25 protein-coding genes, 1 other RNA gene and 2 pseudogenes are annotated in these 26,133 nt (G+C 58.9%); 12 read left to right on the top strand and 16 right to left on the bottom strand.

All coding sequences use genetic code 11. The annotated features are described in order from the left end of the window. A partial coding sequence (locus tag DM872_RS01315; protein ID WP_444860443.1) for a T1SS-143 repeat domain-containing protein occupies positions 1 to 2,402 on the bottom strand: 2,402 nt, incomplete at its 3' end. 219 nt (positions 2,403 to 2,621) lie between these two features. Continuing rightward, positions 2,622 to 2,981, bottom strand: a complete 360-nt coding sequence (locus tag DM872_RS01310; protein WP_179057755.1) for a hypothetical protein — start codon at positions 2,979 to 2,981, stop codon at positions 2,622 to 2,624. Between the two features lie 165 nt (positions 2,982 to 3,146). On the opposite strand from DM872_RS01310, the pseudogene DM872_RS30375 reads away from it, so the two are divergent. Both DM872_RS30375 and DM872_RS01300 read left to right on the top strand, forming a co-directional pair. Continuing rightward, positions 3,147 to 3,362, top strand: a pseudogene (locus tag DM872_RS30375) (hypothetical protein); the annotation flags it as partial. A gap of 114 nt (positions 3,363 to 3,476) precedes the next feature. After that, a complete protein-coding gene (locus DM872_RS01300; protein ID WP_373273669.1) occupies positions 3,477 to 4,061 on the top strand; it encodes a lecithin retinol acyltransferase family protein in 585 nt (194 codons plus the stop codon). A gap of 13 nt (positions 4,062 to 4,074) precedes the next feature. Here the strand turns inward: DM872_RS01300 and DM872_RS01295 are convergent, their stop codons facing one another. After that, positions 4,075 to 4,500 carry a GNAT family N-acetyltransferase gene (locus tag DM872_RS01295; RefSeq protein ID WP_179057754.1) on the bottom strand — a complete coding sequence of 142 codons (426 nt, stop codon included), beginning with the start codon at positions 4,498 to 4,500 and terminating at the stop codon, positions 4,075 to 4,077. 252 nt (positions 4,501 to 4,752) lie between these two features. Between DM872_RS01295 and DM872_RS01290 the strand changes: the two genes are divergently transcribed. The 3 genes from DM872_RS01290 (at position 4,753) to DM872_RS01280 (ending at position 7,930) form a co-directional block, all read left to right on the top strand. Beyond that, complete coding sequence (locus tag DM872_RS01290; RefSeq protein ID WP_179057753.1) at positions 4,753 to 5,634, top strand: methyltransferase domain-containing protein; 882 nt, start codon at positions 4,753 to 4,755, stop codon at positions 5,632 to 5,634. Positions 5,635 to 6,530: 896 nt separating this feature from the next. Beyond that, a complete protein-coding gene (locus DM872_RS01285; protein WP_179057752.1) occupies positions 6,531 to 7,712 on the top strand; it encodes a reverse transcriptase family protein in 1,182 nt (393 codons plus the stop codon). 2 nt (positions 7,713 to 7,714) lie between these two features. Beyond that, positions 7,715 to 7,930: a retron Se72 family effector protein gene (locus tag DM872_RS01280; RefSeq protein WP_179057751.1), complete on the top strand. Its 216-nt coding sequence runs from the start codon at positions 7,715 to 7,717 to the stop codon at positions 7,928 to 7,930. A 686-nt stretch (positions 7,931 to 8,616) separates the two neighbouring features. On the opposite strand, the gene DM872_RS01275 is transcribed toward DM872_RS01280, so the two are convergent. The 6 genes from DM872_RS01275 to DM872_RS01250 all read right to left on the bottom strand — a co-directional run bounded on the left by DM872_RS01275 (position 8,617) and on the right by DM872_RS01250 (position 12,136). Then, the gene (locus DM872_RS01275) at positions 8,617 to 9,324 is read right to left on the bottom strand and encodes a hypothetical protein (RefSeq protein WP_179057750.1); all 708 of its coding nucleotides are present in this window, start codon (positions 9,322 to 9,324) and stop codon (positions 8,617 to 8,619) included. A gap of 72 nt (positions 9,325 to 9,396) precedes the next feature. Beyond that, positions 9,397 to 10,149 carry a hypothetical protein gene (locus DM872_RS01270; protein ID WP_179057749.1) on the bottom strand — a complete coding sequence of 251 codons (753 nt, stop codon included), beginning with the start codon at positions 10,147 to 10,149 and terminating at the stop codon, positions 9,397 to 9,399. A gap of 76 nt (positions 10,150 to 10,225) precedes the next feature. After that, a complete protein-coding gene (locus DM872_RS01265) occupies positions 10,226 to 10,795 on the bottom strand; it encodes a hypothetical protein (protein ID WP_179057748.1) in 570 nt (189 codons plus the stop codon). Positions 10,796 to 10,885: 90 nt separating this feature from the next. Then, the gene (locus DM872_RS01260) at positions 10,886 to 11,161 is read right to left on the bottom strand and encodes an XRE family transcriptional regulator (protein ID WP_179057747.1); all 276 of its coding nucleotides are present in this window, start codon (positions 11,159 to 11,161) and stop codon (positions 10,886 to 10,888) included. 426 nt (positions 11,162 to 11,587) lie between these two features. Beyond that, the gene (locus DM872_RS01255) at positions 11,588 to 11,824 is read right to left on the bottom strand and encodes a hypothetical protein (RefSeq protein WP_179057746.1); all 237 of its coding nucleotides are present in this window, start codon (positions 11,822 to 11,824) and stop codon (positions 11,588 to 11,590) included. A 63-nt stretch (positions 11,825 to 11,887) separates the two neighbouring features. Next, positions 11,888 to 12,136 (bottom strand): DNA-binding protein, encoded by a 249-nt coding sequence (locus tag DM872_RS01250; RefSeq protein WP_179057745.1) that lies wholly within the window; start codon positions 12,134 to 12,136, stop codon positions 11,888 to 11,890. Between the two features lie 129 nt (positions 12,137 to 12,265). Here DM872_RS01250 and DM872_RS01245 point away from each other — a divergent pair, with 129 nt between their 5' ends. The 5 genes and pseudogenes from DM872_RS01245 (at position 12,266) to DM872_RS01225 (ending at position 13,971) form a co-directional block, all read left to right on the top strand. Beyond that, positions 12,266 to 12,490 (top strand): DNA-binding protein, encoded by a 225-nt coding sequence (locus DM872_RS01245; RefSeq protein ID WP_179057744.1) that lies wholly within the window; start codon positions 12,266 to 12,268, stop codon positions 12,488 to 12,490. 3 nt (positions 12,491 to 12,493) lie between these two features. Continuing rightward, a complete protein-coding gene (gene pflM, locus DM872_RS30795) occupies positions 12,494 to 12,715 on the top strand; it encodes a lysogeny maintenance protein PflM (protein WP_179057760.1) in 222 nt (73 codons plus the stop codon). Between the two features lie 75 nt (positions 12,716 to 12,790). Further along, on the top strand, positions 12,791 to 13,411 hold the full coding sequence (locus DM872_RS01235; protein WP_179057743.1) for a DNA cytosine methyltransferase: 621 nt from the start codon (positions 12,791 to 12,793) through the stop codon (positions 13,409 to 13,411). Positions 13,412 to 13,424: 13 nt separating this feature from the next. Next, positions 13,425 to 13,655: pseudogene (locus DM872_RS01230) on the top strand (type II toxin-antitoxin system RelE/ParE family toxin); the annotation flags it as partial. Continuing rightward, positions 13,648 to 13,971, top strand: a complete 324-nt coding sequence (locus DM872_RS01225; protein WP_179057742.1) for an XRE family transcriptional regulator — start codon at positions 13,648 to 13,650, stop codon at positions 13,969 to 13,971. The pseudogene DM872_RS01230 and the gene DM872_RS01225, both read left to right, overlap by 8 nt. A gap of 95 nt (positions 13,972 to 14,066) precedes the next feature. On the opposite strand, the gene ssrA is transcribed toward DM872_RS01225, so the two are convergent. After that, positions 14,067 to 14,441, bottom strand: a transfer-messenger RNA (tmRNA) gene (gene ssrA / locus DM872_RS01220). A gap of 142 nt (positions 14,442 to 14,583) precedes the next feature. Between ssrA and DM872_RS01215 the strand changes: the two genes are divergently transcribed. Continuing rightward, on the top strand, positions 14,584 to 17,502 hold the full coding sequence (locus DM872_RS01215) for a hybrid sensor histidine kinase/response regulator (protein WP_179057741.1): 2,919 nt from the start codon (positions 14,584 to 14,586) through the stop codon (positions 17,500 to 17,502). A 43-nt stretch (positions 17,503 to 17,545) separates the two neighbouring features. Here the strand turns inward: DM872_RS01215 and DM872_RS01210 are convergent, their stop codons facing one another. From DM872_RS01210 to DM872_RS01190, 5 genes are all read right to left on the bottom strand, one after another. Next, positions 17,546 to 17,791 carry a hypothetical protein gene (locus DM872_RS01210; protein WP_179057740.1) on the bottom strand — a complete coding sequence of 82 codons (246 nt, stop codon included), beginning with the start codon at positions 17,789 to 17,791 and terminating at the stop codon, positions 17,546 to 17,548. A 165-nt stretch (positions 17,792 to 17,956) separates the two neighbouring features. Beyond that, a complete protein-coding gene (locus DM872_RS01205; RefSeq protein WP_179057739.1) occupies positions 17,957 to 18,235 on the bottom strand; it encodes a hypothetical protein in 279 nt (92 codons plus the stop codon). 237 nt (positions 18,236 to 18,472) lie between these two features. Next, the gene (locus DM872_RS01200) at positions 18,473 to 21,286 is read right to left on the bottom strand and encodes an FAD-binding and (Fe-S)-binding domain-containing protein (RefSeq protein ID WP_179057738.1); all 2,814 of its coding nucleotides are present in this window, start codon (positions 21,284 to 21,286) and stop codon (positions 18,473 to 18,475) included. A 58-nt stretch (positions 21,287 to 21,344) separates the two neighbouring features. Beyond that, positions 21,345 to 22,490, bottom strand: a complete 1,146-nt coding sequence (lldD, locus tag DM872_RS01195) for an FMN-dependent L-lactate dehydrogenase LldD (RefSeq protein WP_179057737.1) — start codon at positions 22,488 to 22,490, stop codon at positions 21,345 to 21,347. 74 nt (positions 22,491 to 22,564) lie between these two features. Next, positions 22,565 to 24,250 carry a lactate permease LctP family transporter gene (locus tag DM872_RS01190; RefSeq protein ID WP_179057736.1) on the bottom strand — a complete coding sequence of 562 codons (1,686 nt, stop codon included), beginning with the start codon at positions 24,248 to 24,250 and terminating at the stop codon, positions 22,565 to 22,567. 324 nt (positions 24,251 to 24,574) lie between these two features. On the opposite strand from DM872_RS01190, the gene DM872_RS01185 reads away from it, so the two are divergent. Further along, positions 24,575 to 25,342: an FCD domain-containing protein gene (locus DM872_RS01185; RefSeq protein ID WP_179057735.1), complete on the top strand. Its 768-nt coding sequence runs from the start codon at positions 24,575 to 24,577 to the stop codon at positions 25,340 to 25,342. Positions 25,343 to 25,546: 204 nt separating this feature from the next. On the opposite strand, the gene smpB is transcribed toward DM872_RS01185, so the two are convergent. Then, complete coding sequence (gene smpB / locus DM872_RS01180; RefSeq protein WP_028629989.1) at positions 25,547 to 26,026, bottom strand: SsrA-binding protein SmpB; 480 nt, start codon at positions 26,024 to 26,026, stop codon at positions 25,547 to 25,549. Between the last annotated feature and the right edge of the window lie 107 nt (positions 26,027 to 26,133).

The raw sequence follows: 26,133 nt of genomic DNA, 5'->3' as shown, positions 1-26,133 counted from the left end.
CCGGTGACGCTGCCACTGGCCACGGTCGCCGCGCCAGCCACGTCACCGATACCACCGGCGATGCCTCCGGCCAGGCCGTCCTCGTCCACGGTGCCGCTTGCAGCGGCACCGGTCGCGGTCGGCGTGTCGTCGTCAACGGTAATGACCAGCTTCTCGGGTGCGGCCGTCACCGTGTCGCCGTCAGCGTCGGTGGCCCGCAGCAGCGAACCGAGATTGAGGGTGATGTCGTTCTCGTCATTGCCCGCCGCATGATCGAGCGGCTTGAGCAGCGTGAAGCTGTAGGCGCCTGCTGTGGTCAGGCTGAAGGTGAACACGGCGACTGCGCCGGCCGAGGCGGTGAGCGTGTTGCCGACGACGCTGTAGGTCACCGCCACCCCGCCCGAGGACAGCGTCTGCGGCAGGCCGCTAGTGTCGCCGGACAAGGCGTAGCTCAGTGGTGCATCGGCACCGGACTGGAAGATGCCGGTGACGCTGCCGCTGGCGGTGGTTGCTGCGCCGGCCACGTCGCCGATGCCACCGGCGATGCCGCCGGTCAGGCCGTCCTCGTCGACGGTGCCGGCCACGGCAGTTCCGGTCGCGGTCGGGGTGTCGTCGTCAACGGTGATGACCAGTTTCTCGGCAGCAGCGGTCACCTTGTCGCCGTCGGCATCGGTGGCCCGCAGCAGCGAACCGAGATTGAGGGTGATGTCGTTTTCATCGTTGCCGGGCGCGTGATCCAGCGGCTTCAGCAGCGTGAAGCTGTAGGCGCCCGCTGCTGTCAGGCTGAAGGTGAACACGTCGACCGCGCCGGCCGAAGCGGTGAGCGTGTTGCCGACGACGCTGTAGGTCACCGCCACGCCGCCCGAAGTCAGCGCCGGCAAGCCGCTGGTGTCGCCAGACAGGGAATAGCTCAAGGGCGCATCGGCACCGGACTGGAAGATGCCAGTGACGCTACCGCTGGCCACGGTCGCCGCGCCGGCCACGTCACCAGTGCCTCCGGCGATGCCGCCGGCCAGGCCGTCCTCGTCGACGGTGCCGGCCACGGCAGTGCCGTTCGCTGACGGCCCGTCGTCCTCGAAGACCAGCTTGGAGCCGATTTCTGCAGTTGCAGTAGAGACGTGGGTCAGCTTGAAGCCGCCGATATCGAAATCGGCATGGTTAGTGCCCTTGGCGTTGAGGGCCGCGCCGTTCTCGACGAGCACGCGGTTGTGATCCGCCGTTGTGGTGTATTCGATCCTGTAGCCGGCCTTGACGCCGGTGATCGTTGCAACACCCGCCGTAAAGGTGATGGCAATGGCCGGATCATTCACCGAACCGTTCGAGTTCTCGATCACCTGCCCGGTGCTGATGTTGATGACCCGGACATTGGTGATTGCAACCGACGTATCGCCCGTATAACCGTTGATGAAATTCACACCAGGTTCGGCTGCCGTGGTGAATGCGCTGATTTTTACCTGGGCAGTCTTGCCGCTTTGCAATTGCACGACGTCGAAGCTGGCCGACCGCGCGTTGAAGACGGCGGTAAAGTCGATGTTGGATTCGAGATCGGCTTCGTTCTGATCCAGGTTGGGAATGGTCACGTTCTGCCTGGCGCCGGTGACGAACGAAAAGCGGATGCCCTCCTGTTCCGTGATCATCTGATTGTTGGTGCCGAAGGTGGTCGGGCCACCCGCCTGGCTGGTATTGATCGTGTCGCCAGTCGTTATGTTGGCGCCCGATGACTGGTCGGCGGGGCTCTTGCCGGTGGCGATGATGGTGGGGTCTGTGATCCTGCCACCGACAACGGTGGGGGTCGCCGTCGTGAACATCAGGAACAGGTTTTGCCCGGAGGGGGCATTGGCCAGGCTGAACACGAGGTCCTCACTGGTTCCAATGAAAACCTTGTCCGCCAGATTGAGGGCATCGTCGGGATCGTTGGTGTTCGGGTGCTTGAGCGGTTGGTACTCAACTGTCCAGATCTTGCCACCCGAGACCGGGGATCCGGTTTCTTCGATATAGGCAGCGAACACGATCGCGCCCGTCGCGCCACCGGCTCGTCCCAGCAGGATGTTGTTGTTGCTGGAATCGGTATAGAGAAAGATGCTGGTGCCATCGAGCGTATCCAGCCCGCTGTCCAGTCCATTGAGCGCTGCGCCAGAGCTGTCGACGAAGCTGACATCGGTAATGCTTGCGCCGGGCGCCGCGCTGATGGTGAGCGCATTGCTGCCCGTGTTGCCCGCGGCACCGGTATACCCACTCAAGGCCGCATTCGTTGCGATGCCGGCCTGGAGCGCGGTCAAACGGTTGGAGAAGAGCGAGGGTAGGGCCGCCAACAGAATTTCGGTGTCATTCGAGTCTTCAGGTTCGCTTGGCGTAGCGGTGAAGTTCTGCAAACCCGCCGTTTCATCAAGAACTGTAAGGCTGCCCGTCGTCGTAATGGTCATGGTTTTTCTCCGCGGCAGTTCTGGTCATCAAGGCCTGACCGTTGACCCTTGTTCACTACTGACCATCACTATGAGGAAGCGCCGGGTGCGGGCGCATCGACCGATACTCCCAGGCGGCCTAGGAGTTTCGGACTACTCGGTGGGAGAGGAGGGGGGCAACTGTTGCGGTGGTGAGAAAAACGGGCGATCGCGGCCAGGAAGTGCCCGGTCGGAGGCGGGTCAGTTGTGCTGTAGCCACACCTGGTACAGCTGATACAGGATCGCCAGCGCCAGACCGAGCAGGAGCAGATCGCGGAACATCTTCAGCGTCAGCACCCAGTAAACCGCGATCGCCACCATGGCACCGAGGATCAGGCTGTGCGTCTGCTCCCAGTGCTTGGTGTAGGTCGTCGCAAGGTAGCCAGCCCCGAGGGATGCCGTTACCTGCAGGAGCGTCATGAACAACAGCCCACCGGAAAACGGCTTCGGTGGGGCGTCATACACCCGCCCCAGACCTCGGCAGTAGCGGCACTCGACGGTGCGGCCGTCCTTCTGAATGGTGCGGCTGCCATGACATACGGGGCATTGTTGCCAAGCCATAACTCGCCTTGCCACTTGTCTGGGACTACCAATGGGTAACGGTAGATCGGCCGGAGACAATTGGCATTCCCATTTGTATGTATAAGTTTGCCGTTGGGGGAGGGGGGCCAGGGCGAGGGGGGTGATTGGAGCCCCTGGAGCGCAAATGTTGTCCGAGGCACAGCAGTCCAGCAGCCGGCCATCGCCAAGATGGAGAAGCGCACCGACATGTACATCTCCACCCTGCGCAGCCACATCGAGGCCATGGATGGGCAACTGGAGGTGATCGCCCGGTTCCCCGACGGTGGACGGGAAGCTATTGAGTTTCTGCTTACTCTAGGAACGCTCTTTGGATTTGCGAGTGCGATCCCCGCCTGCCTTCTACTTTGGTGTCTGGATTAATACTTAGGTATCGGGAAGATATATTGATTGGTTGATTAATCTAGTCTTACGCACAAATGAAGCTCCACGAGCCCAGCGATACATTAAACATCAAGGGTTTCGGAGGGTTTCATCGTGAGCCATTTGATAAACGAATTTGCGGACAGCGCCTCGTCGCTTCGCTCAGCAGTTCTTGTCTGTCTGGCCCTGATGACCACCGCCGTCGTCCATCAACAGCCACTCGCCAAGCCGCGCAGTGCTGCTCTCTCGGCACGAGGAGCCTCGAGTTCCCTGGTCAGGCTGGAAGATATCAATCAAGGAACCAGTAGCCTGCCCATAGGCTCGCACTTGATCAGCCCACGCAAACTGTATGCACATCACGGCATATATCTGGGAAATGGCGAAGTTGCTCACTATTCCGGATTTTGCACTTCATTCAAGGCGGGCCCCGTCGAGGTGACTGATCTCGAATACTTCGCCAATGGCAACGATATCTGGATAGCTCAGGAACAGTGCAGGTATTCCAACAACGAGATAGTCAGCCGTGCGCGTTCAAGAGTTGGCGAGCGTCAATACAGCCTGTTTTCGAATAACTGCGAGCACTTCTGCAATTGGTGCATAAGCGGAGAAAGCTACAGTGCACAGATAAATGCCTGCCTTCACTTCTCGCGCCATGCTTTCTCCTGGATTTCGGGTTCGCAACCGAGCTTCATGGCATAGCGTCGGCCCCCCGTCAGTCCAAACGTTTCTGGAAATAGAAGCGCTTGTGACCAGGGGGAAAATCGTCGAGGTGACCGAACTTGGTGAATCCGTGTTTCTGATAGAACGCGGGTGCCTGGAAGTCAAAGGTGTCCAGCCAGATGCCGACGCAGCCTTTCTCACGCGCAACGTCTTCAGCCATGTTCATCAGTCGAGAGCCTGTACCTTGCCCCCGCGTGTGCTCCGGAATGGCCAGCAACTCGATGAACAACCAACGATAAAAAATTTCCCCGTACAGGCCTCCAAGCATTTCATTGGAGTGCTCATCGCGAACCAGCAGCGCGATTGTTTCCCTTCCCGGATCACCCGCTCGAGAACGGTTATGCGCCCGCAAGGGCCCAATGATCGTCGCGAGCTCTTCTTCTCCTGGGTTTACCGTCATCTCGATACGAGTATTCATTCGCTAGTCCTTTAGACGTTGGGTCTGGGCCTCGCTGCCTGAGTAGCAAGCAGGAGCGCCACGGCAAGCCTCCCACAAAGGTTGGCCCGCCGAATAGGTGGAGCAGGCCACGCCATGCTCGATCTTCAGGGGCTTTTCTGATCGGAGGAACCGGCTATCAGCACCTCCGGCAGCGCGCATCCCCACAGCGAATGGCGATACGGCCTGAGCTATGCTCACCACGCCACTTGGGACCCGTTGCGAGGGATCGCCATGCACGAACTCCTGCAGTACATCCGTCAGTTGGTTGCCAGCGGTGGTCCGGAGCCGCACCAGTACGAGGAGCTCAACAACTGGTTCCACTGCATAGCGGCCAGGGTCGGCGACGGCGAAATCACCCTTCCGCAGGTCAAGGCAATGTGGCCAGTGTTCGGCGACGCCTTCTCGCCGCAGACCTTGCAGGGCTTCGTGGTGCATAGGCCGCACGGACACTTCGGCGACTTCGAGATCATCGACCGGATCTATACCCATTGGTTGTCACCCATCGCGCACCTGCGCAACTGGGACCATTTCTTCCACTGGCATCAGGCTCCCCGCGCGGTCCGCAATCGCAAGGATTACTTCAAGTCACTGATGGCGGATCTGGACGCCGACGGTACACCGCACCGCGTGCTGAACGTCGGCAGTGGCCCGTGTCGCGACATTCACGAATACCTGCAGGAGCGTCCAGCGAGCCGCATTCACTTCGAATGCATCGAGCAGGAGGAAAAGGCCATCGCCTACGCCAGGGCGCTGCTCGGCGGAGCCGACGTCACCATCCATGAACAGGACGCCTTCCGCTTCAGACCCGGTCGTGTGCGCTACGACCTGATTTGGTCGGCCGGCCTGTTCGACTACCTGGATGACCGGCAATTTGTACTCCTGCTCAAGGTCCTGGCCAGGACACTGCGTCCGGGGGGCGAACTGGTCATCGGCAACTTCACCGAGCCCAACCACTCACGTGATTACATGGAGTTCGGCGGCTGGTTCCTCTATCACCGCAGCGAAGCGCAGCTGCGGACCCTGGCGGCGCGAGCCACGCTGGCTAGCGAATCGGTCAGCATCGAACAGGAGCCGGCCGGCCTGAACCTGTTTCTGCGCATCCGCTTGGCGTGAACAACCGGCGCCACACCTTTTGCAGTTGTGGGGCATGCCTGTGCCATTCGCCCGCCTTCCTGACGGTGCCTGAAGATAAGCAATTTCGCGGGCTCCGATGAGTGTCACGGCTGAGTTCGACGCATCCAGACCGAAACGAAAAAGCCCCTGAAAATCTCTCGATCTTCAGGGGCTTTGGGTTTGGTGGGGCGGGGGATTTGAACCCGTTTCAGGGCTTGTCCACTGATGGCAAGTGATGGTCAACGCTAGTCGTACCGCTGTCTCGGTGGTGGCGCTTCTGACCTTTGCTGGGCTGTGTCGGCCAGTGTCTTCGACACTTTTTCGACACCTTGTAATGTCGTATTGACTTCGTATTGATGGCTTTGTAATGTCGAGCTGCAGCTTCGGCTGCGCAGGTGTATCTCACCTGTCCTGCTCTTTAAAAGTCACGTTACAAGGAAAGCGATGCCTAGAAAGGCTACTTTTTAGGCGATCCTTCGGGATCATGACCGGCATCCCGCGTCCCTCTAGCGCGATCGGCCCCGGATTCGAACGGGGGCCCGCCGCCCATGGCGACGTTTGTCTGGCGTATAAGCAGAGAGTCCACCTGAATTAATAATATTGTTCCTTGTGCTCAAACTCTTGGTCTGGCGACAGATAACACCCGTTATCTGCATATCAGGAGGACTGAAGAATGATTTTCTTCAACATCGTAATAAACGTGACTGGTTGTTCTAAGAGCGTTCGTTCGGAAGTGGGAGACCGCCCCGATACGGAAAGGGTTAGTTCAGGTGCAAAGTGGAAAGCAGCTGTTATAGTTGCGGCCCCGTGGGTTGGCAAATTGCTTCAATACCTCTTCGGAGGTGATGGAGGTAATAGCTAACTGACTCTCAGCTTTATTCTCTCGTGGAGCATTTATGGCGAAGGACAAGCCTTATTATCCCCATTCGTCAATTTCGTCTATAGATACTCTGGCTAAGTGTTTGGGTGTGGCTCCAAAGGTCATGCTCGATTTGGCGCGTGATACTGAGAATTCCTATACGGAATTCGTTGTTCCGTCTAAAGGCAAGGATCGGACTGTTTACGATCCAAAGCACAATCTAAAGAAGATACAGAAGCGTATTAATTCGAGAATATTCGAGCATGTGCTTTTCCCCGAATACCTTCAAGGTGGTATTCGAGATGTCGATTCTCCTCGCGATCATGTCAATAACGGACGAGCACACACAGGCTCCTCTGTGCTTGTGAGTTTGGATATTAGGAATTTTTACGACAATATCAAATATCCGAGTGTTTTTGATGTTTTTAAAAATTTCTTTAAATTTCCAGATGAGGTGTCAAAGGTTTTAGCTGATTTGGTTACATTTCGCGGTAAGGTTCCACAAGGAGCTTGCACGTCGAGTTATGTGGCTAATCTAGTATTTCATAATACCGAGTACTCTGTTGTGAGTTACTTAAAGTCGCGTGGGATTCAGTACACGCGTCTTTTGGACGACGTGGCATTGTCCTCCAATCGGGTGATTTCGAAAGCTGATTTGGAAGGCGCCATCGAGAAAGTCGCTGGTATGTTTAAGCGGCACAAGCTCAGGATTCATCCGCGCAAAAAGAAGATTGAGTATTCTTCTGATAGCCGGAGCGAGTATAAAGTTACTGGAGTTTGGGTTGCCCATGGGGTGCCAAAGCTTCGGCGTAAAGATCGTGACTATATTAGGCATTTGGTACATATATGCGAGCTGGAGTTTCTAAAGGATCCAACTGCCGACTCATATCATGAGTTGTGGAATAGAAGCTCTGCGCAAGTTGCCCAGATGACTAGGCTAGGCCATTCTCAGGCGGCCTCGCTAAGGTCTAGGATGTCTGAAATACTTCCTCTTTATGGGCCTTCTAGGAAAACTCAGCTAAACATTGAGGTTAAAAAGCTGCTTGGTCGAAAGCAGTCTGAAAGTAATTCGCTTGGATTTATTAGGACTTACCATAAGTTGATTAACGCTCTTGGGATTTTGTCTCGGACGGATAGAGGGTTAGCTCGAAGCTATCGAGGCTTGTTGACGGCAAAATTTCCTCATGTTCGTTCAAAGGTTAAATATTGGGAGCAGTAGCATTGGCTGGGAAAAATATTGATCGTGGCTTCGTCACGGTTTATCACGCATTTAAAGGGTATGGTTTCATCCGTAGAGAGAAGGGGCGTGATGTTTTTTTCTTCTACGACGATATTGCAGACGGGCAGGAGGAGTTTATTGTTGGTGATGCTGTGGAGTTTGAGGTAAGGATTGAGGGGAAAGGTCCTCGCGCTTACGACGTCAAACGAGTGTCTTGAGTCAAATCTCAATTTTATGAGATCTGCCTTTTGGGTTGAGATTGTTTTCCACTAAACAATGTGTCTGTTGGTTGTTCGGTGAATGGGGTCTCTGGGGATTTTGTGAGCGAAAGTTCATTTGTATCAGTTCGAAATGGAGTAATTGCCTCGGTAGTTTCTGGGGTGATCCTCTTGGCTATTCCTGTTGTTAGGGGGTATTTGGCAACTGCATTTTCTTTGCTTTGGTCAGGATTAATTTGGTGTTGGGACGTCTTAGTTGGGTCCTATTCAATGCCTGGTTGGGTATGGTTGCTGGCTTTCTTGCTGAGTTTTGTTGGTGTAGTTAGTATCTATTTTTCTGTAAAAGGTGACGATGAGAAGTCCGATGTCCCAGAGTGGGAGTCGTATGTTGAAGACTCCATGTTTGGGGCTAGATGGCGCTGGAGGTGGTTGGGTAATCGCCTTGCGGACCTTTGGTGTTATTGTCCGAGGTGCGATGCTACTTTGGTGTATGATGATAGTTCGTGTAGGAACTATCTGTCTGATGTTCGATTGACGCACTTTATTTGCGAGAATTGCGGTAATTCAATAGTCACTTCAATTACCGGTGGAAATAAAAACTATGCCGTGGGTGCTGCTGAGCGAGAAATACTAAGGCGCATTCGGACTTGTGAGTTTTTAAGAAAGTAAAATCTTCCGCTCGCATGCTAGCCCATGGGACTAAAGCTACTCGCCGCTGAGCAATACCTCTGCTTCATGCGATCGCTTTGCGGCTCCCGGTCGTTCTGCCAGCGTTCTCCCCAAACCCGGCATTCATCTTTGAAGAACTGCTTCGCGCCTTTTCGGCATTCCCGATAATCAATTGATCCGCGTTTGTGGTTTCCGCACACGCTGCCGCCGTCGATGTAGTTATTCACGATGGTCCAGGTGGCGTAGTAGCGGGCGCCGCCGCTCCACTTATCAATCCATTCGCCGTGCTTCTCGATGGTCCTGCTCTGAGTGGTTGCCTGCTGGATGGGCTGTTGATAGGCGGATGACTGTCTGACGCCTTCCATGCTCACCACGTTGTCAGGCTCCCGCGGAGTGTAGTTCTGGTCGTTGTAGTCGGTTTGCTTGATCCGGGCGTTGCGCTCGGTTTCTTGCTGCTTGACGCTGGACCAGAACATTTCTTCAGCGGTTGGCTGATTCGGGGCCGGTTCTTCAAATGGAGGTAGGGAAGACGGTTCCTCTTGCGGTTGCTCGAGCTGGGCCGTTGAGGTGGAACCTTGTAAGAAGGGAATTCGGGCGCCGGCAAGGTGAAGCAGGCCCGCTGTGCTGATGGTGCCAATCAGGCCGGTAATCAGCCACTTCCCAATTTCATTACGTCCTTTGAATGCCTTCAGGCGAGGCGGGGCGTCATCCCAGTCCGATTTCATTTTGTGCTCCTTGCTAATTCCTTATAACTCAGAGTGTCAGTGGAATTAATTTTTCCTTTTTAATGAGAGGTGCTAAATATCTATTAGAGAAATAATACGGTTTGCGGATACGTTTACTCCACGCCCGGCAAAAGTGTGGGTGTAAGGCTCATAGTCCATTCCGTGTGTAATTCTATATAAGTAATCCCATAGTCCGGTAGTATATCTCTCGGGATCGCTTGTGTTTCCAGTGAATTTTACGACAACTGGTTTGAGATTTTTCTTGATTATTTCTATTAGGTCGGTTGCTACCTCCGCATCAGAACACCATCCTTTCCACCTAGGTCCGCAAAACATTTCTGGCGCATCATAATTATCGCCAATGCCGTACTTTGCATCGTCCAATGTGTCGAAAGCGTATGGGCCGCCACCTCTGGTTACGCCGCTACCTTCAGATTCGGTTCGGTCGCGAATGTTGGCTGTACATATCCCTACAATTTTATCGAAGTTATATCCGTTATATAGGTGGCGCGTTTTATTTAGGAAGTCAATTGCTCCGTCGTTCGAGCATAAGAGTCCGCCATTGAACCAAGTACTTGACCCATCATATCGAGTCCTATGGTAGTAAACAATTTCGCCAAGATCGTATGAAAGCTTGCCGCCAACATGGCTTCCCATAAGCCAAGGGATATATTGATAGTCTATTGATTCTGCGTACTGGTCATTATCTAAATAATCCGGCCAGTCGCCTAGGTATACATTTTCTATTTTATCTTGGGGGACGCCGTAAATTATAGATAGCGACCTAATTGCATCTTGTGGGTTGTCGCAACTAAGTTGGTCCATCTCTGATCCTGATAACTAATCTTGCATGGCGGCGAGTGATTGCTAGTGGATATAGAGGATCACAAAAAGTGGCCCACTAGTCCGATTGGCTTGTAGCGCTATTATTTTCTTGGGTTTTTTCAGGCCTGCTGTTCCTTAGCTCCCACCACGCTGAAAATTTCTTTGGTTGATCTTTCTTTATTTTTTCCGCTAAGCCATGAATATCCCAAGAAACTAGCCCCCAAATATAGAAGACTCTTTTGGTAACTTCGCTCAATAGGTATAGCGAACCGCCGACAAAGCCAGCCAAAAGCTGTGGTTTTGAAAGTTCATGCACTACGTAAGTGGAAATTGCTGCCCCTGCCATAGCTACAAAGAATACTGAGGAGAATATTAAGAATGCCGCACTTACAATTAGGTAAGAGATGTATTTCTCACCTTCCTTGCCCATTAGTGCGCTTCTAATTTTCTCTCCTCTCTCATAGTGTAATGCTAGTGGGAACAATATTCGGATAATTATTTTTTCTTTGCTTTCGGACAACCTTTGCCATAGGCGTTTTAGGAGAAATATCAAAATAGCGCCTATGATGCTGCCAATCACGCCTAGCAGTAGAACTCCCCAAATGGTTCCTAGAAGCCACTTCTGAATACTTTCATAGTCATACAATTTACACCCCCTCTCCCTAGTGTCCCTGCAAATCCTTCTTGACTTCCTGTGCTCGGGCAAACCAGCGCCTAGTCACTTCCGTTGTGATCGCTATCCCGCGTTTTGTTCGGTCAAGTTTCGGTTCGCGTCTTCGTAATCGGGGCTTACCTGGCCTACCTCGGGCATTACTTCGCCTGTAAGGAGCCACCAGCGGAACTGTGGGAAGACCTTTGCAATCGCCAAGATTTCCTCTTCCTTAATCTCCCTGCTCTTGGAGGGATTCTTAAGATTGCTCCAGGTGTAACGGCTAATGCCGGTCAGCTCCTCAAGCTTCGGCAGCCTGATGTCCGACCACGACAGGATGGTTATAACGCGCTCTTTGATCATTCCAAATGCATCTAAATGGACTCTAGTCAATATGACTCAAGTCAAATATGCTTCAAATCAGCTAGAGTCAAATTGACTTTAGCTGATGACCAGTAATGACCAACATAGTGCAGCAAAGGCCATGGATGTGGAAGGAATCAACCTGTCGCTTAAAGACCTGCTCAGCCCGCCCCCTGTAAAGTGCGAAATGGGGACAGAATTATTTTCCTACTCTAGATTTAGCCGCGCGCACGATGGATTTTTGCTCGGGGGGCAGGGTTAGAGTAGCGAAAATAAATCTGTCCCCTTTCTCATTCCTTTTTCATTCCCCTTTTTCATTCGTCCCCTTTTTTATTCGGTGCATCGTCCCAGTCCGCTTTCATTCTGCCCTCCTTGCAATCCCTTACTGACTCCCCGTGCCCGGGCAAATCAGCGTCTAACTACCTATCACGACGCCCATTCTGTTTTTTCAGGGAGTATTCCTTCCTTCCAATGCCTGGTTAGCTTCACGGTGGCCCTAAGAGACCAATGCCCGTGTTGATCTAGCGGGCATTCGGAAAGAATTGTCACTGTGCCACGCACCTTATCCAATCTGAGCATTCCGACATCCACCAGTTGGCCGAAGGAGTACTCAACGTACTCCTCGGTTTCAGCCACCTTGTTTATCTCAATGTAGAAGGCCATGCAGTCGTCCTTCCTGACTCCGGTGCTTAGGAAAGTCAGCTCTTAGCCACACCTGGGTGGCTCCTATCCCGCTTGGTTGGCCTCGTCGTACTCGGGGCTCGTTTGTCCAACCTCAGGCATGACTTCTCCGGTACTCAACCACCAGCGGTATGCAGGGAATAACTTGCCCAGGATCTCAATTTCCTCTGCACCTACTCGGGCTTTTCCGCGCTTGATGCTCACCCAGCGTGGGTAATTGGTTTCTCCGGCCTTGGAAAGGTCGGTAAGGCTCGCCATGCCGATCAATAGCAATGCCCTATCAGTGATAGACATCTCGATTCAATAATCCAATGATTTTAGACTATGTCCAAAAACTGGGTCTATGCTATGGTTTTGAACATAGTCAAAAGACATAGTCTTTAGATAATGACCAATTTAGACCAACATAGTGCAGCAAAGGCCATGGATGTGGAAGGAACGACCCTCTCGCTTAAGGACCTGCTCAGCCCACCGCCAGTAATGCCCTGGCGCGAATTCGCGGACTGGATTCGCATGGGCAATGACCACGACGTGGTGTGGGGCTGGATTCGAAACGGCTACATCCCCTCGCACAAGGTCGGGAAGTACGTGATGGTCAATGTGGCGCTTCTGACTCAGCAGTTGCTGGAGAAGGAGCGAAGGGCATGAACCATCAACGCGTTCGACTGCTACCGCCGCTTCGCCCTCGCCGAACATTGCGCCTGCTCTGTCTGCTGGTGCCGTCGCGAACGGGCGAAGCACGCTCTCTCCCGGTCCTGGTGCTGCGCGCGTCGCCGCCCCGTACGGATATCCAGGGCCACTGGGCGTTGCGTCTGCCCATCGGCCTTGTTCTGCGGGAAACACAAGCCCGTGCGCCGCGCCCCGAAGTATTAGCGCGTTGTGTCTGGCAGCGGCGAGCCCATGCCCTCCGTGCCCATTTGCGAGTTGTTCGACAGGGAGCTCTGAGCCGTGCCTGAGCGCCAACCCAGGGCCCTGGTGGCCTGCGAATTCTCCGGCCGCGTACGCGACGCCCTGACCCGCGTCGGCTTCCATGCGGTGAGCTGCGATCTGCTGCCCTCAGAAACCGAAGGCGAACACGTGCAGGGGGATGTATGCGAACTGCTGGATATGGGCTGGGACCTGCTGATCGCCCAACCGCCGTACATTGACCTCGCCGTATCCGGTGCCCGCCACTTCGCCGCCAAGATCGCAGACGGCAGGCAGGGCAGGGCGCTCGATTTCGTCCGCAGCCTGCTGGCTGCCCCGATTCGCTTCAAGGCTTTGAAGAGCCCCACCTCTGTGATCTCCACGCAGATCCGCAAGCCGGACCAGACGGTCCAGCCCTGGATGTTCGGCCACGGCGAGCGCAGTCGAATTCACTTCTGGCTGGAGAACCTGCCGAAGCTGGAACCCTCCCACATCGTTTACGAACGCGATCCGCTCTCGCGCTACCGGGTGCCCGGCCCCGAACGCTGGAAGAACCTCTGCCGCACTTACCAGGGCGTCGCCGACGCGATGGCGGACCAGTGGGGTCGCTACGTGATCGACCAGCTAGCCAGACAGCGCCGAGCAGAAGAAAGCACGTCCTGATCCTGCCCCATGCAGCGGCATCAACGGTTCACGACACAGCCACATGCGAGAGTTGCGAACACAGCACGATGGGCGCCCGCTGCGGACGCTTTACGCGTTCGACCCGAGACGCTCGGCGATTCTGCTGATCGGTGGAGACAAGACCGGGGACGATCGCTGGTATGACGTGAATGTTCCTGTGGCTGATCGCCTGTATGACGAGCACCTGGAACAGATTCGAAAGGAGGGCCTGATCGATGGCTAAGAAATTTGATGCACTGCGCGAGAAGATGTCGCCTGAAGCCAGGGCGCGGGTTGAAGCCAGGGCTCAGGAAATGCTGGCTGAGATGCCCTTGAACGAGCTTCGCCAGGCGCGTGGCTTGTCGCAGAAGATGCTGTCCGAGGTGTTGCATGTGCAGCAGCCTGCCATCGCCAAGATGGAGAAACGCACCGACATGTACATCTCCACCCTGCGCAGCCACATCGAAGCCATGGGCGGGCAGCTGGAGGTGATAGCGCGCTTTCCTGAAGGTGCCGTGAGGATCAGCAATTTCGCGGACCTCGATGAGCGCCACGGCTGAGTTCGACACTTCTTCGACACTTCTTCGACACATCAAGGCAGAAACGAAAAAGCCCCTGAAAATCTCTCGATCTTCAGGGGCTTAGTCTTGGGTTTTGGTGGAGCCGGGGGGATTTGAACCCCCGTCCGCCAGCTCTCCGCTTTCGGGACTACATGCTTAGCCAAGTCTACTGAGTTAGCTCTTTGCGGCCCGACTGGCAGGGTGCTCAGAGCGAGCTGTATAAGTTTTAGCCGTTACGTCTACAGCGAACTTGGCGGCGATCCTGTTCTATCTGACAGTCATTTCGGGTTTACAGGCATCCCCTCATGACTGCTGGCAGCCGAAGCCGCCAGAAGGGTTAGGCCGCGAGGGCCGCCCCGTAGTTGTCGTCGTTGGCAACTAATAGTTTGCAGCAGCTAATTTACGAGGTCTGCTACCAGCTCGGCATGCCCCTAGAGTTTTGTTACCGGCGTCGAATCCTAATCGGCCCCAAGAACTGCAAGGGTGTACAACGGGTCGGATTCTACGGCAAAAAGGGGAGCAGCGTCGACCGCGCTTTTAACCTAATGTCATGGGTGCTTGCGATATGATTGCAGGCTATTGTCAGGAAGACCTTTGAGCCGAGACGTCGCCATGCCGCGTTCTGCCCGAACCCCCCTCCGCCAGTGGATCTGGCGTGCCTTCGTACAGAGTGCCCTGATCCCGCTGATTCTGGTCGAATCGGTGTTGATCACGGCTTATCTGTTGACCAACAGCGCGATTCGCGATGCCCAGGTGGATTACCTGCAGCAGAGCGCGCTGGAGGACCTGAGCAGCGCCGTGCTGCGCGAGGGCAAGGTAATCGACATGCGCCTGCAGGGCATCGAGGTGCCCACGCGGCTGTTCCGCGATGCGATTGGCCGTGCCTTGCAGGACCGCAGCTTCAGGCCGGATGACCTGGAGCGGCAGCGTCATGTGCTGAGCTCCGACGGCGTCTATTACACCCGCACCGACGACGGCCGCGCCGCGTCTTTCTATGCCAGCAGCACGCCGGTGGAAAAGCAGGACCACGACAAGGCCTTGCGCTTGTCCCAGGTGGACCCGCTGATGCGTTCCATCCGCGAAGCCAACCCGCTCGTGGCGGCGGTCTACTTCAACAGCTGGGACAGCTACAACCGCATCTTCCCGTTCTTCATGACGCCCGAGCAGTATCCCCATGACATGGTGATACCCAACTACAACTTCTATTACCTCGCCGACGCCAAGCACAATCCGCAGCGCAAGACGATGTGGACGGACGTTTACCTCGACCCGGCCGGTCTCGGCTGGATGATGTCGGCGATCACCCCGGTCTACCGTGGCGACTTCCTCGAAGGGGTGGTGGGCCTGGATATCACCGTCGGGCAGATGCTGGGCGAGATCGGCAGCCTGAAGGTGCCGTGGCAGGGCTACGCGATGCTGGTGAGCCGTGATCACAGCATCATGGCGTTGCCGGAGGCGGGCGAGCGCGACTTCGGCCTGCGCGAGCTGACCCGTTTCTCCTACGACGAAGCCGTGCGCCGTGAGGTACTCAAGCCCGAGGACTTTAACCTGGCTCGCCACCGCGAGATGCAGCCGCTGCTGGAGGCCATGGCCGCCGGCAAGGGCAATGTGCAGGAGGTGGAACTGGGTGGGCGCAAGCAGCTGGTGGCCTGGGCTGAGATTCCGCAGACCGGGTGGCGGCTGATGATGGTGGTGGACGAGGCCAACATCTTCAAGGAAACCAACCGGCTCGCCGAGCGCTACCAGCAGATCGGCTACCTGCTGATCGCCGGGCTCGGCTTCTTCTACGCGCTGTTCTTCGCCTGGATGTGGTCGCGCTCGCGGCGGCTCAGCGGTGAGCTGGCCACCCCCATGGCCGGCATCATGGGGATGATGAAGCGCATCGGCCAGGGCGACTTCCGCCCGCCTGCGCCCAGCAGCCGCATCGCTGAGTTGCAGGCCTTGGCCGAAGCGGTGCAGCTCAGCGGCGCGCAATTGCAGGCGAGCGAGGAGGAGCGGCTGGAAGCCCGGCGCAACCTCGACCTGGTCCTGGAAAGCACCACGGAAAGCCTCTGGGAAGTGGATGCCATCACCCTGTCGATCAAGATGAGCGGGCGCTTCGTCAAACGCTTTGGCCTGCGCAGCGACAGCATCACCTTCGCCGAATTCAACGAGCGCGTGCACCCGGACGATGTGGAGCGGGTGCGACGCTTGCGCATGCTGTTCTCTGTCAGCGACCAGGACAACTTCGACGCCGAGTACCGCTTTGCCGACGTTGAAGGTCGCTACTCCTGGCTGCTCAGCCGCGGCAAGGTGCTGGAGCGCGACTCCGACGGCCGCGCCTTGCGCGTAGCCGGCACCCATGTGGATATCACCCGGCTCAAGCAGGTGGAAGAAGAGCTGCGCGTCGCCAGCCGCGAGGCGCAGGCGGCAAGTCAGGCCAAGAGCCGCTTCCTGTCCAGCATGAGTCACGAGCTGCGCACCCCGCTCAATGCCATCAACGGTTTCGCCCAGCTCATCGCGCTGGAGGCGGAAGGCCAGGACGATCGCAAGGTGGAGGGGGATTATGCGCAGGAGATCGTCAACGCCAGCCGACACCTCACTTCGCTGGTGGATGACATCCTCGATCTGTCGAGCATCGAGAACCGGCGCCAGAAGCTGCAGCTCAAGCCGGTGGAGATCGGCCCGCTACTGGCCAGCTGCTCCGAGTTGATCCAGCCCGAGTTGCAGGCTCGCAATCTGCAATTGCAGCTGATGCCGCCACCTGTACTGCCACTGCACGTGATGGCCGATGCCCGCCGCCTGCGCCAGGTGATGCTGAACCTGCTGTCCAACGCCGTGAAGTACAACAGCCCGCAGGGGATGGTGAGCATGGGCTACGAGATTCGCCCCGCCGCCGTGCGTCTCTGGGTGGCCGACAGCGGCCCGGGTCTGAGCCAGGAGCAGCAGACGATGCTGTTCCAGCCTTTCCAGCGCCTGGGTCGGGAGAACTCCACCATTCCGGGCACCGGCATCGGCCTTGTGCTGTGCCGCGAACTGGCGGAGTTGATGGGCGGTGAAATGGGCTTCAGCAGCGCGCCGGATATTGGCAGTCGCTTCTGGATCGACTTGCCCAGTGTCGCGGCATCGGGCGACTTCGAGCCTCCGGCGCCGATCAAGCAAGAGATGGAAGAGCCGCAAGTGTTGCCGAAGGTACTTTGCGTGGAGGACCACCCGGCTTGCCTGAAGGTGTTGCAGGAAGGCTTGCGCGACATGGCGGAAGTGCGCGGGGCCGGTTCCGTGGGCAAGGCGCTGGGGCTGCTGGCAGATATCACGCCGTCGCTGTTGCTGCTCGACCTGGACCTGCCCGACGGCGACGGCCTCGACGTGCTCGACTTCGTGCGCTCCAGCCCGCGCCTGGCCATGACGCCGGTGCTGGTGATAAGTGCGGCGGTGGATGAAAAGCTCCTGGCTGAAGCGCGCCGTCGGGGTGCCGACGCTTGCCTGAGCAAGCCCGTGGACCTGAAGCAGGTACGCCGCATGGCGCTCTCCCTGCTGGGTCAGGAGGCCTGAAGCCTGCCCGGGATCCGGCTCGCGCCGAATCCCGGGTGGTTTCCTATTCGCTGGACTGGAGCAGGTTCAGCGCTTCAGCCAGTACTTTCTCGGACTCGGCATGATCGCCGGAGTTATGCAGTTCCTCGCCCTCGGCGCGGAGCTTTTTCACTTGCTCGAGCACGGCGGGGTCGGCGGGTGGATCGCTTTTCAGGATTTGATCGATCTTCGCCATGTCCGCAGGACAGTGTGAGGCGAGGAGCGGAGCACTGAGCAGGGCGGCAGCAAGGAAAACGGCAAGACGGCGCATGTCGAACCTCCTTTTCGGGTTAACCGCTGAGCAGTATAGGTAAGCCCCCGGCTTGTGTTTCGAAGTTGGGCGGCGGACCCGATTTGCAGAGTCCGCATTCGCTTGGCCTTCCTTTTTCGACAACCTGCGGGGCGGCTCGGCCGCCCTCCACAGGCTGGACGTCTATCAGCTGGATTCGCCGGCACCGCCATCGGTGGCCGGTTGCTGCAGGCGCTGCAGGGCCATGCTGCTGTGGTTGATGCAGGCCTTGGTGTCGCCACTCTGTTGGGCCTGTTCGGCCTTCATGCGCAGGTCTTCGACTTCCTGGCGCAGTGGCTCGCCGAGGCTGGTGTTGGTAGCCATGGCGTCATTGATTTTCTGCAGGTTGACCGCGCACAGGTCGTCGGCGGCAAATATGGGTGAGGCAAGCAGGGCGGCGGTGATGAAGAGGGCGGTGCGTTTCATGGGAGTCACCTCTCAATTGTTCGGCACTCGGGGCCTTTGCGTCCGAGACGAATAAGCCCATGGCCATTTGCCGGGCTTATGGGGGGGGACTGCCCTGTTTCCGCTGGGGTTCAGGTTTTTTGCGCCAGTGGCAAGGCTGGCTACGGCTAGGCGGGATGCTGTAGGAGCGAGCTTGCTCGCGAAGTCCGAGCTCGATCTTTCGCGAGCAAGCTCGCTCCTACAGGGGGAAGGTGTTCTCTACAGCCCCGAGCGCGGGCGGGTCACGCGGTCCACCAGGTAGACCAGCCCGTGGTAGTCGATGCCGCCATGCTGGGAGAGGCCGATTTCGCAGGTACGACTGGTGGAAATCCCTTCGTCGCAGATTTGCACGGCGTCCTTCAGGGAGCGCAGGGAATGCGCATTCAGCTCCGGGGTGGTGAAGCCCTTGTCACCGGCGAAGCCACAGCAATGAATCCCTTCCGGTATCACGACTTCCCGTGTGCAGCGCTTGACGATGTCGATGAGGCCCTGCGCTTCGCCGAGGTGCTGGGTACTGCAGGTGACGTGGATGGCTACTGGTTTGTCCTGCGGGGTGAACTCCAGCCGATCCAGCAGGTGGCTGCGGATGAAACGCACCGGGTCGAACAGTTGCAGGCGCGAATCCAAGCCGTCCTGCACGAGTCGGAGGGTGCAGGGGCTGGTGTCGCAGTAGACAGGGTCCAGGCCGCCGCGGCTGGCACTGAGCAGGGCGTCCACGAGTTCGCGTCGCTTGGTTTCGGCTTGCTCGGCGTACCCCTTGGAAGCGAAGGGCTGGCCGCAGCAGAGGCTGTCGAGGTTTTCCGGGAACACCACCTGGTAGCCGGCCTTCTCCAGCAGCATGCGGGTCTTGTCGATCAGCGGCACCTGTTCGCGGTCGCCTGCCGATGGGCCCATGGCGCGGGACACGCAGGCAGCCAGGTAGACCACCCGTGGCCGCGCATCGACGGTAGCCGGGGTGATGTGGATGGGGGAAACCGCTTGGGGTAGGGCAGGTGTCCACTGTGGCAGGCGGTTGCCGGAAAGCTGGCGCAGGGCACCGGACGTTTTTTCCAGCAAGGGGGCGCCGAGCACGCGTCGGGCGCCGTTGGCGACACGCAAGGTCAGACGCGCACCGCTCAGGGCGGTCGCAAAGTGGCCGGCCAACCAGTCGGCACTGCCGGCGTGGTGGGCGCTCTTTGCGCGCAGCTTGCGCACCAGGTCACCGGTGTTGATGCCGACGGGGCAGCGCTGGGCGCAAAGGCCGGTGGCGGCGCAGGTGTCGATGCCCTGGTACTGGTAGGCCCGTTCGAGTTCAGTGGTGTCGATGCCCGCGCGCCGTTTGGCCTGGATGTCACGCCAGATCACGATGCGTTGGCGCGGGCTCAGGGTCAGTCCCTTGGAGGGGCATACCGGTTCGCAGAATCCGCACTCGATGCACTTGTCGACGATCTCGTCGGCCGCCGGCAGCGGCTTCAGGTTCTTCAGATGGATATCGCTGTCTTCGCTGAGAATCACGTCCGGGTTGAGCACGCCGCGTGGGTCGAGCAGGCGCTTGATCTGCCACATGAGCTGGTAGGCATCGCTGCCCCATTCCAGCTCGACGAAGGGCGCCATGTTGCGTCCGGTGCCGTGTTCGGCTTTGAGCGAGCCGCCGAACTCCACCGCCACCAGGTGCGCCACGTCCTGCATGAAGGCCTCGTAGCGGGCGACCTGGTCCGGGCTGTCGAAGCCCTGGGTGAAGACGAAGTGCAGGTTGCCCTCCAGGGCGTGGCCGAAAATGATCGCTTCGTCGTAGCTGTGCTTGTCGAACAGCGCCAGCAGACGATTGACGCCTTCAGCCAGTTGCTCGATGGGGAAGGTGACATCTTCGATGATCACCGTGGTGCCAGTCTGGCGCACGGCGCCGACGGCGGGGAAGGTGTCCTTGCGGATTTTCCACAGCAGGTTGTAGACGGTCGGGTCTTCGCTGAAGTCGACCTTCTGCTCCAGCGGGAAGTGGGCGATGGACGCCATGATCTGTGCCAGTTGCTCATGCAGCAGGCTCTGGCTCGCCGCGCGGGACTCGATCAGCAGGGCGCAGGCGTTGCTCGACAGCCCTTTCACCCATTCCGGCATGCCGGGTTTGCTCTGGACCGAACGCAGGCTGCGGCGGTCCAGCAGCTCCACTGCCGACACCGGCTGGCTCTTCAGCAGGGTCACCGCCTTGCAGCAGCTTTCCACATCGGGGAAGACGATCAGCGCGCTGGCCTTGTGCGGGTGGTCGGGCACGGTGTCGTAGGTGACCGCGCTGATGAAGCCGAGGGTGCCTTCGGAGCCGACCAGCAGATGACTGAGGATGTCCAACGGCTCGTCGAAGTCCACCAGGGCGTTAAGCGATAGGCCGGTGGTGTTCTTCAGGCGGTACTTGTGACGAATCTTTGCGGCCAGTTCGGTATTGGCGCGGGTCTGTCGGCCGAGCTCCGTCAGCTCGGCCAATAGCGGGCCGTGGCTCTGGCGGAAGGCGGCGATGCTCGCCGCGTCTTCCGTATCCAGCAGGGTGCCGTCGGCCAGCACCAGGCGCAGCCCGGCAAGGGTCTGGTAGCTGTTCTGCGCGGTGCCGCAGCACATGCCGCTGGCGTTGTTGGCGACGATGCCGCCGATCTTGCAGGCGTTGATGGACGCCGGGTCGGGGCCGATCTTGCGGCCGAAGGGGGCGAGCCAGGCGTTGGCCTGGGCACCGATGACGCCGGGCTGCAGGCGAATCTGCTCGCCACCCCGGCGGATGTCGCGGCCGTTCCAGTTGTCACCCAGGACCAGCAGTACCGAGTCAGTGATGGCCTGGCCGGAAAGGCTGGTGCCCGCTGCGCGAAAGGTCACTGGGACCAGTTCGGCGTGGGCGGCTTTCAGCAGAGCGATGACTTCGGCTTCGCTCTCGACGCGGATCACCAGCTTGGGAATCAGCCGGTAGAAACTGGCGTCGGTGCCAAAGGCCAGGGTGGACAGCGGATCGTCAAAGCGCCGCTCGTGGGGAATCAGGCGTTCGACGGTATTGAGGAAAGGAATCGGCAGGCTCATGCGGTGTCCCGTCTATTTGTCGCGGGCCGCGGGCGGCCCGCCGGAGTGGGGCGGCCGGTCAGCGGCCGAGTTCGCGTACCAGCGAATCGGCGTTGATCTCGCCGATGGATTTGGCGCCGGTCAGCACCATGGCCACGCGCATTTCCTTTTCGATCAGGTCCAGCAGGTTGCTCACGCCGGCACCGCCTGCTGCGGCCAGAGCGTAGACGAAGGCGCGGCCGAGCATCACGGTGTCGGCACCCATGGCAAGCATGCGCACGACGTCGAGGCCGGTGCGGATGCCGGAATCCGCGAGGATCTTCAGCTCGCCTTTCACCGCATCGGCGATGGCTGGCAGGGCGCGGGCGCTGGAGAGAACGCCGTCGAGTTGGCGACCGCCGTGGTTGGAGACGACGATGCCGTCGGCACCGAACTTCACGGCGTCCTTCGCGTCTTCGGGGTCGAGGATGCCCTTGATCACCATCGGGCCTTCCCAATAGTCGCGGATCCACTCGAGGTCCTTCCAGGAAATCGACGGATCGAAGTTGGCTCCGAGCCAGCCGATGTAGTCGGCCAGGCCTGTGGGATTGCCGCGGTAGGTGGAGATGTTGCCCAGGTCATGGGGTTTGCCGAGAAGGCCCACATCCCAGGCCCAGGACGGGTGGGTCATGGCTTGCAGCATGCGACGCAGCGGTGCGTTGGGGCCGCTCATGCCGGAGTGCGCGTCACGGTAGCGGGCACCGGGCACCGGCATGTCGACGGTGAAGACCAGCGTCGTCACGCCGGCGGCCTTGGCCCGCTCCAGGGCGTTCTTCATGAAGCCGCGGTCCTTCAGCACATAGAGCTGGAACCACATGGGGCGGTTGATGGCCGGCGCCACTTCCTCGATCGGGCAGACAGAAACGGTGGAGAGGGTGAAGGGAATGCCTTTGTTCGCAGCCGCCTTGGCCGCCTGTACCTCGCCGCGGCGCGCGTACATTCCGGTCAGGCCTACCGGGGCCAGCGCCACCGGCATGGACAGGGTCTCGCCGAACAGTTTGGTCTCCAGGCTCAGCTCGGACATGTTCCGCAGCACGCGCTGGCGCAGGGCGATGCTGGCCAGGTCTTCGACGTTGCGGCGCAGGGTGTACTCGGCATAGGCGCCGCCGTCGATGTAGTGGAACAGGAAGGGCGGGAGCTTGCGCTGGGCGGCGGCACGGTAGTCGGTGGAGGCGGAGATGATCATGTAGTCGGTCCGGTGCGGGCTTCAGGGCAGTAAGTGAAAACCGGGCTGCCGCGCGAGGCAGCCCGGGCGCTCGATCAATGGACGAGCATGCCGGTGAACACGTAGGCCTGAGCCAGCGTGATCAGGCCGACCATGGCGGCGAACATCAGGCTGTGCTTCAGGGTGAAGCGGAAGAGGTCGGATTCCTTGCCAACCATGCCGGTAGCGGCGCAGGCCACAGCGATGGACTGCGGCGAGATCATCTTGCCGGTCACGCCACCGCTGGTGTTGGCTGCTACCAGGAGGGTGTCGTTGACCCCGATCTGGTGTGCGGTGGTGGCCTGCAGGGAGCCGAACAGGGCGTTGGACGAGGTGTCGGAACCTGTCAGGAACACGCCCAGCCAGCCAAGGAACGGCGAGAAGAATGGGAAGGCCGCGCCGGTACCGGCCAGAACCAGCGCCAGGGTGGTGGACATGCCGGAGAAGTTGGTGACGAAGGCGAAGGCCAGCACCATGCCGATGGAGAGGATCGGCCACTTCAGCTCGACGAAAGTCTCCTTCAAAGTGGTAATACCACTTTTGACATGGATATTCAGGACGATCATGGAGATCAGCGCGGAGAAGAAGATCGCGGTGCCGGTGGCTGAAATCGGGTCCAGCTTGTAGATGGCCGGAATGGCGGTTGCGGTGGCCACGATGGGCGCGCCTTTCATCACCAACTGGTCCAGGTGCGGAATGGCGAACAGGAAGACGAACTGCTCCAGCGCGCCGCCTGGGGCGAACATGGCCTTGAAGGGCTTCAGGGTCCAGATGGTCACCAGTACGGTCAGAATCAGGAAGGGCGACCAGGCCTTGAGGATTTCACCGAAGCTGTAGGGCGAAGGCGAAGTGCTGCGCGGGCCGCCGAAGCCACCCATCATCGCTGCGCCACCGGATACGCCGACCACTTCGCGATCTTCAGCGCGCTTGGGATGCCACACCTTGAGGAACAGGGTCAGGGATACCAGGCTCACCAGGGCAGAGGTGATGTCGGGCAGTTCCGGGCCGATGAAGTTGGAAGTGAAGTACTGGGTGACGGCGAAGCTGGCACCGGCCACCAGGGCTGCCGGCCAGGTTTCCTTGATGCCGCGCCAGCCGTCCATCATGGCGACCAGCCAGAAGGGCACGATGATCGACAGCAGCGGCAGTTGGCGGCCGGTCATGGCGCCGATCTTGAAGGCGTCGATGCCCGTGACCTGTCCCGCAACGATGATCGGAATGCCCAGCGCGCCGAAGGCTACCGGAGCGGTGTTGGCGATCAGGCACAGGCCTGCTGCGTACAGCGGGTTGAAGCCGAGGCCCACCAGCAAGGCGGCGGTGATGGCCACCGGGGCGCCGAATCCGGCCGCACCCTCGAGGAAGGCGCCGAACGAGAAGCCGATCAGCAGGACCTGCAGGCGCTGGTCGTCGGTGATGGACAGCACCGAGCTGCGGATCACTTCGAACTGGCCACTCTTGACCGTGAGTTTGTAGAGGAACACCGCCGCGACGATGATCCAGGCGATGGGCCAGAGTCCGTACGCGAAGCCGTAGCCGGCCGCGGCGAACGCCATGTCCACCGGCATCTGGAAGGCGAAGATCGCCACCGCCAGGGACAGCGCCAGGGTGATGGTGCCGGCGATGTAGCCCTTCATGCGGAACACCGCGAGGGCCAGGAAGAAGAAGATGATCGGAATCAGTGCGACGAGCGCCGACAGCCCGAGGCTGCCAAGGGGGGTATAGATCTGCTGCCAGGTTTGCATCGTGGGGTGGCTCCCTAATTGTTTTTGGAGTGCCTGTTTGCCGGATCGGGCGAAAACCGTTGCGCTCGTGGCGCGGCGGCAGGCGAAGACCGAGTCGGCGCTGCGTATCGCCTAAATTGGTAATACCAATTTACAAGAGCGACGACTCAGAGTAAAAGCCGGACTATCCTTGTGTCAATTTGCCGCGTTGCGACTTTGGTCGAGCGGCAGATGGAAGGTGCGCTTCTTGTGCGTGGCTGGCGGGCTGGTTAGGCTGCCGCGTCGCGCCCCGCAGGCGCTGTGTTTGAAGGTCGCCCGAGGTGGCGTGAAAGGTTGGGTAGAGCAATGGGATTCGGTCAGATACGTCAGCGCCGCTTGTCGGACGATATCGTCAGTCAGCTCGAGGCGATGATCCTCGAGGGCACCTTGAAGGCCGGTGAGCGGCTGCCTGCCGAACGTGCGTTGGCCGAGCAATTCGGCGTGTCGCGCCCCTCATTGCGTGAGGCGATCCAGAAGCTGGTGGCGAGGGGGCTGCTGGTCAGTCGGCAGGGCGGCGGCAACTATGTCGCGGCCGAATTGGGGTCGACCTTCAGTGATCCTCTGCTGCAGCTGCTGGAGAGCAATCCCGAGGCCCAGCGCGATCTGCTGGAGTTCCGCCACACCCTGGAAGGTTCATGTGCGTACTACGCGGCGCAGCGGGCGACCGAGGTGGATCACGAGCGCCTGGCCGAGGCCTACGAGAACTTGCAGGCCTGCTACGCGTCGGACAGCAAGGCCAGTCGAGCGGAGGAGGGCGCGGCGGACGCGCGCTTCCATCTGGCGATCGCCGAGGCGAGCCATAACGCGGTGCTGCTGCACACCATTCGTGGCCTGTTCGACCTGCTCAAGCACAACGTGGTGACCAATATCGGTGGGATGTACCTGCAACGCGGCGAGACCCGCGAGATGCTGACCAGGCAGCACCGTGCCCTCTACGAGGCGATCATCGAGCGGCGTGCGGAGGAGGCACGGGAGATTTCCCACCAGCACATCCAGTACGTGCAGGAGGTACTGGAGGAAGGTCAGCTGGAGGCGCACCGGTTGGCGCGATCGCAGCGGCGCCAGGGAATCTGAGGCAATCAAAAAGGCTATGTCTGCGTTAGCTGTTGCCAGAGATCGGCCATCGGTCCAGGGGCCTTGTAGGAGCTAGCTTGCTAGCGAAACGGGGCCATTCGCTGGCAAGCCAGCTCCTACGGGCAATGCAGCCACTTGCAACACTTAATGCGGACACAGCCATCAAAAACGCCGGGCATTGCCCGGCGTTTTTCTGGGTAGGGCTTATTCCTTGCCCTTGGTGCGCATGGCTCGCGCGATCTCGCGGTCGGAGTCGCGTTCCTTCTCCGTGGCGCGCTTGTCGAACTCCTTCTTGCCCTTGGCCAGGGCGATCTCGCACTTGATCAGGTGCTTTTTCCAGTAGATCGATAGCGCCACGCATGCGTAGCCCTTCTGCTGGACTGCGCCGAACAGCTTGCCCAGCTCGCGCTTGTGCAGCAGCAGTTTGCGGGTGCGCACCGGGTCGGCAATCACGTGGGTGCTCGCCGTCTTCAGTGGGGTGATGTGGCTGCCGAGCAGCCAGGCTTCGCCGTCCTTCAGCAGCACATAGCTGTCCACCAGCTGTGCCTTTCCGGCGCGCAGACTTTTCACTTCCCAGCCGGCGAGAGCCAGCCCGGCTTCGAATTTCTGTTCGATGGAATAGTCGTGCAGCGCCTTCTTGTTGAGGGCGATGGTGCCTTCCGGATGTTTCTTTTGCTTGGCCATAGGCGGCGCATTATAGGGAGTCGCAGACGGCGCGGCTACGGCGGCGTAGGCTTGAGCGATGCTGGTGAATCCCCGACAATGCGGCACTTTTTTTGACCAGTCCGGCC

It is taken from the genome of Pseudomonas taiwanensis, assembly GCF_013393345.1.
GTDB lineage: Bacteria > Pseudomonadota > Gammaproteobacteria > Pseudomonadales > Pseudomonadaceae > Metapseudomonas > Metapseudomonas resinovorans_C.
Note: the sequence above shows the minus strand (reverse complement) of the source record. Positions and strands in the feature narration are given on the sequence as shown.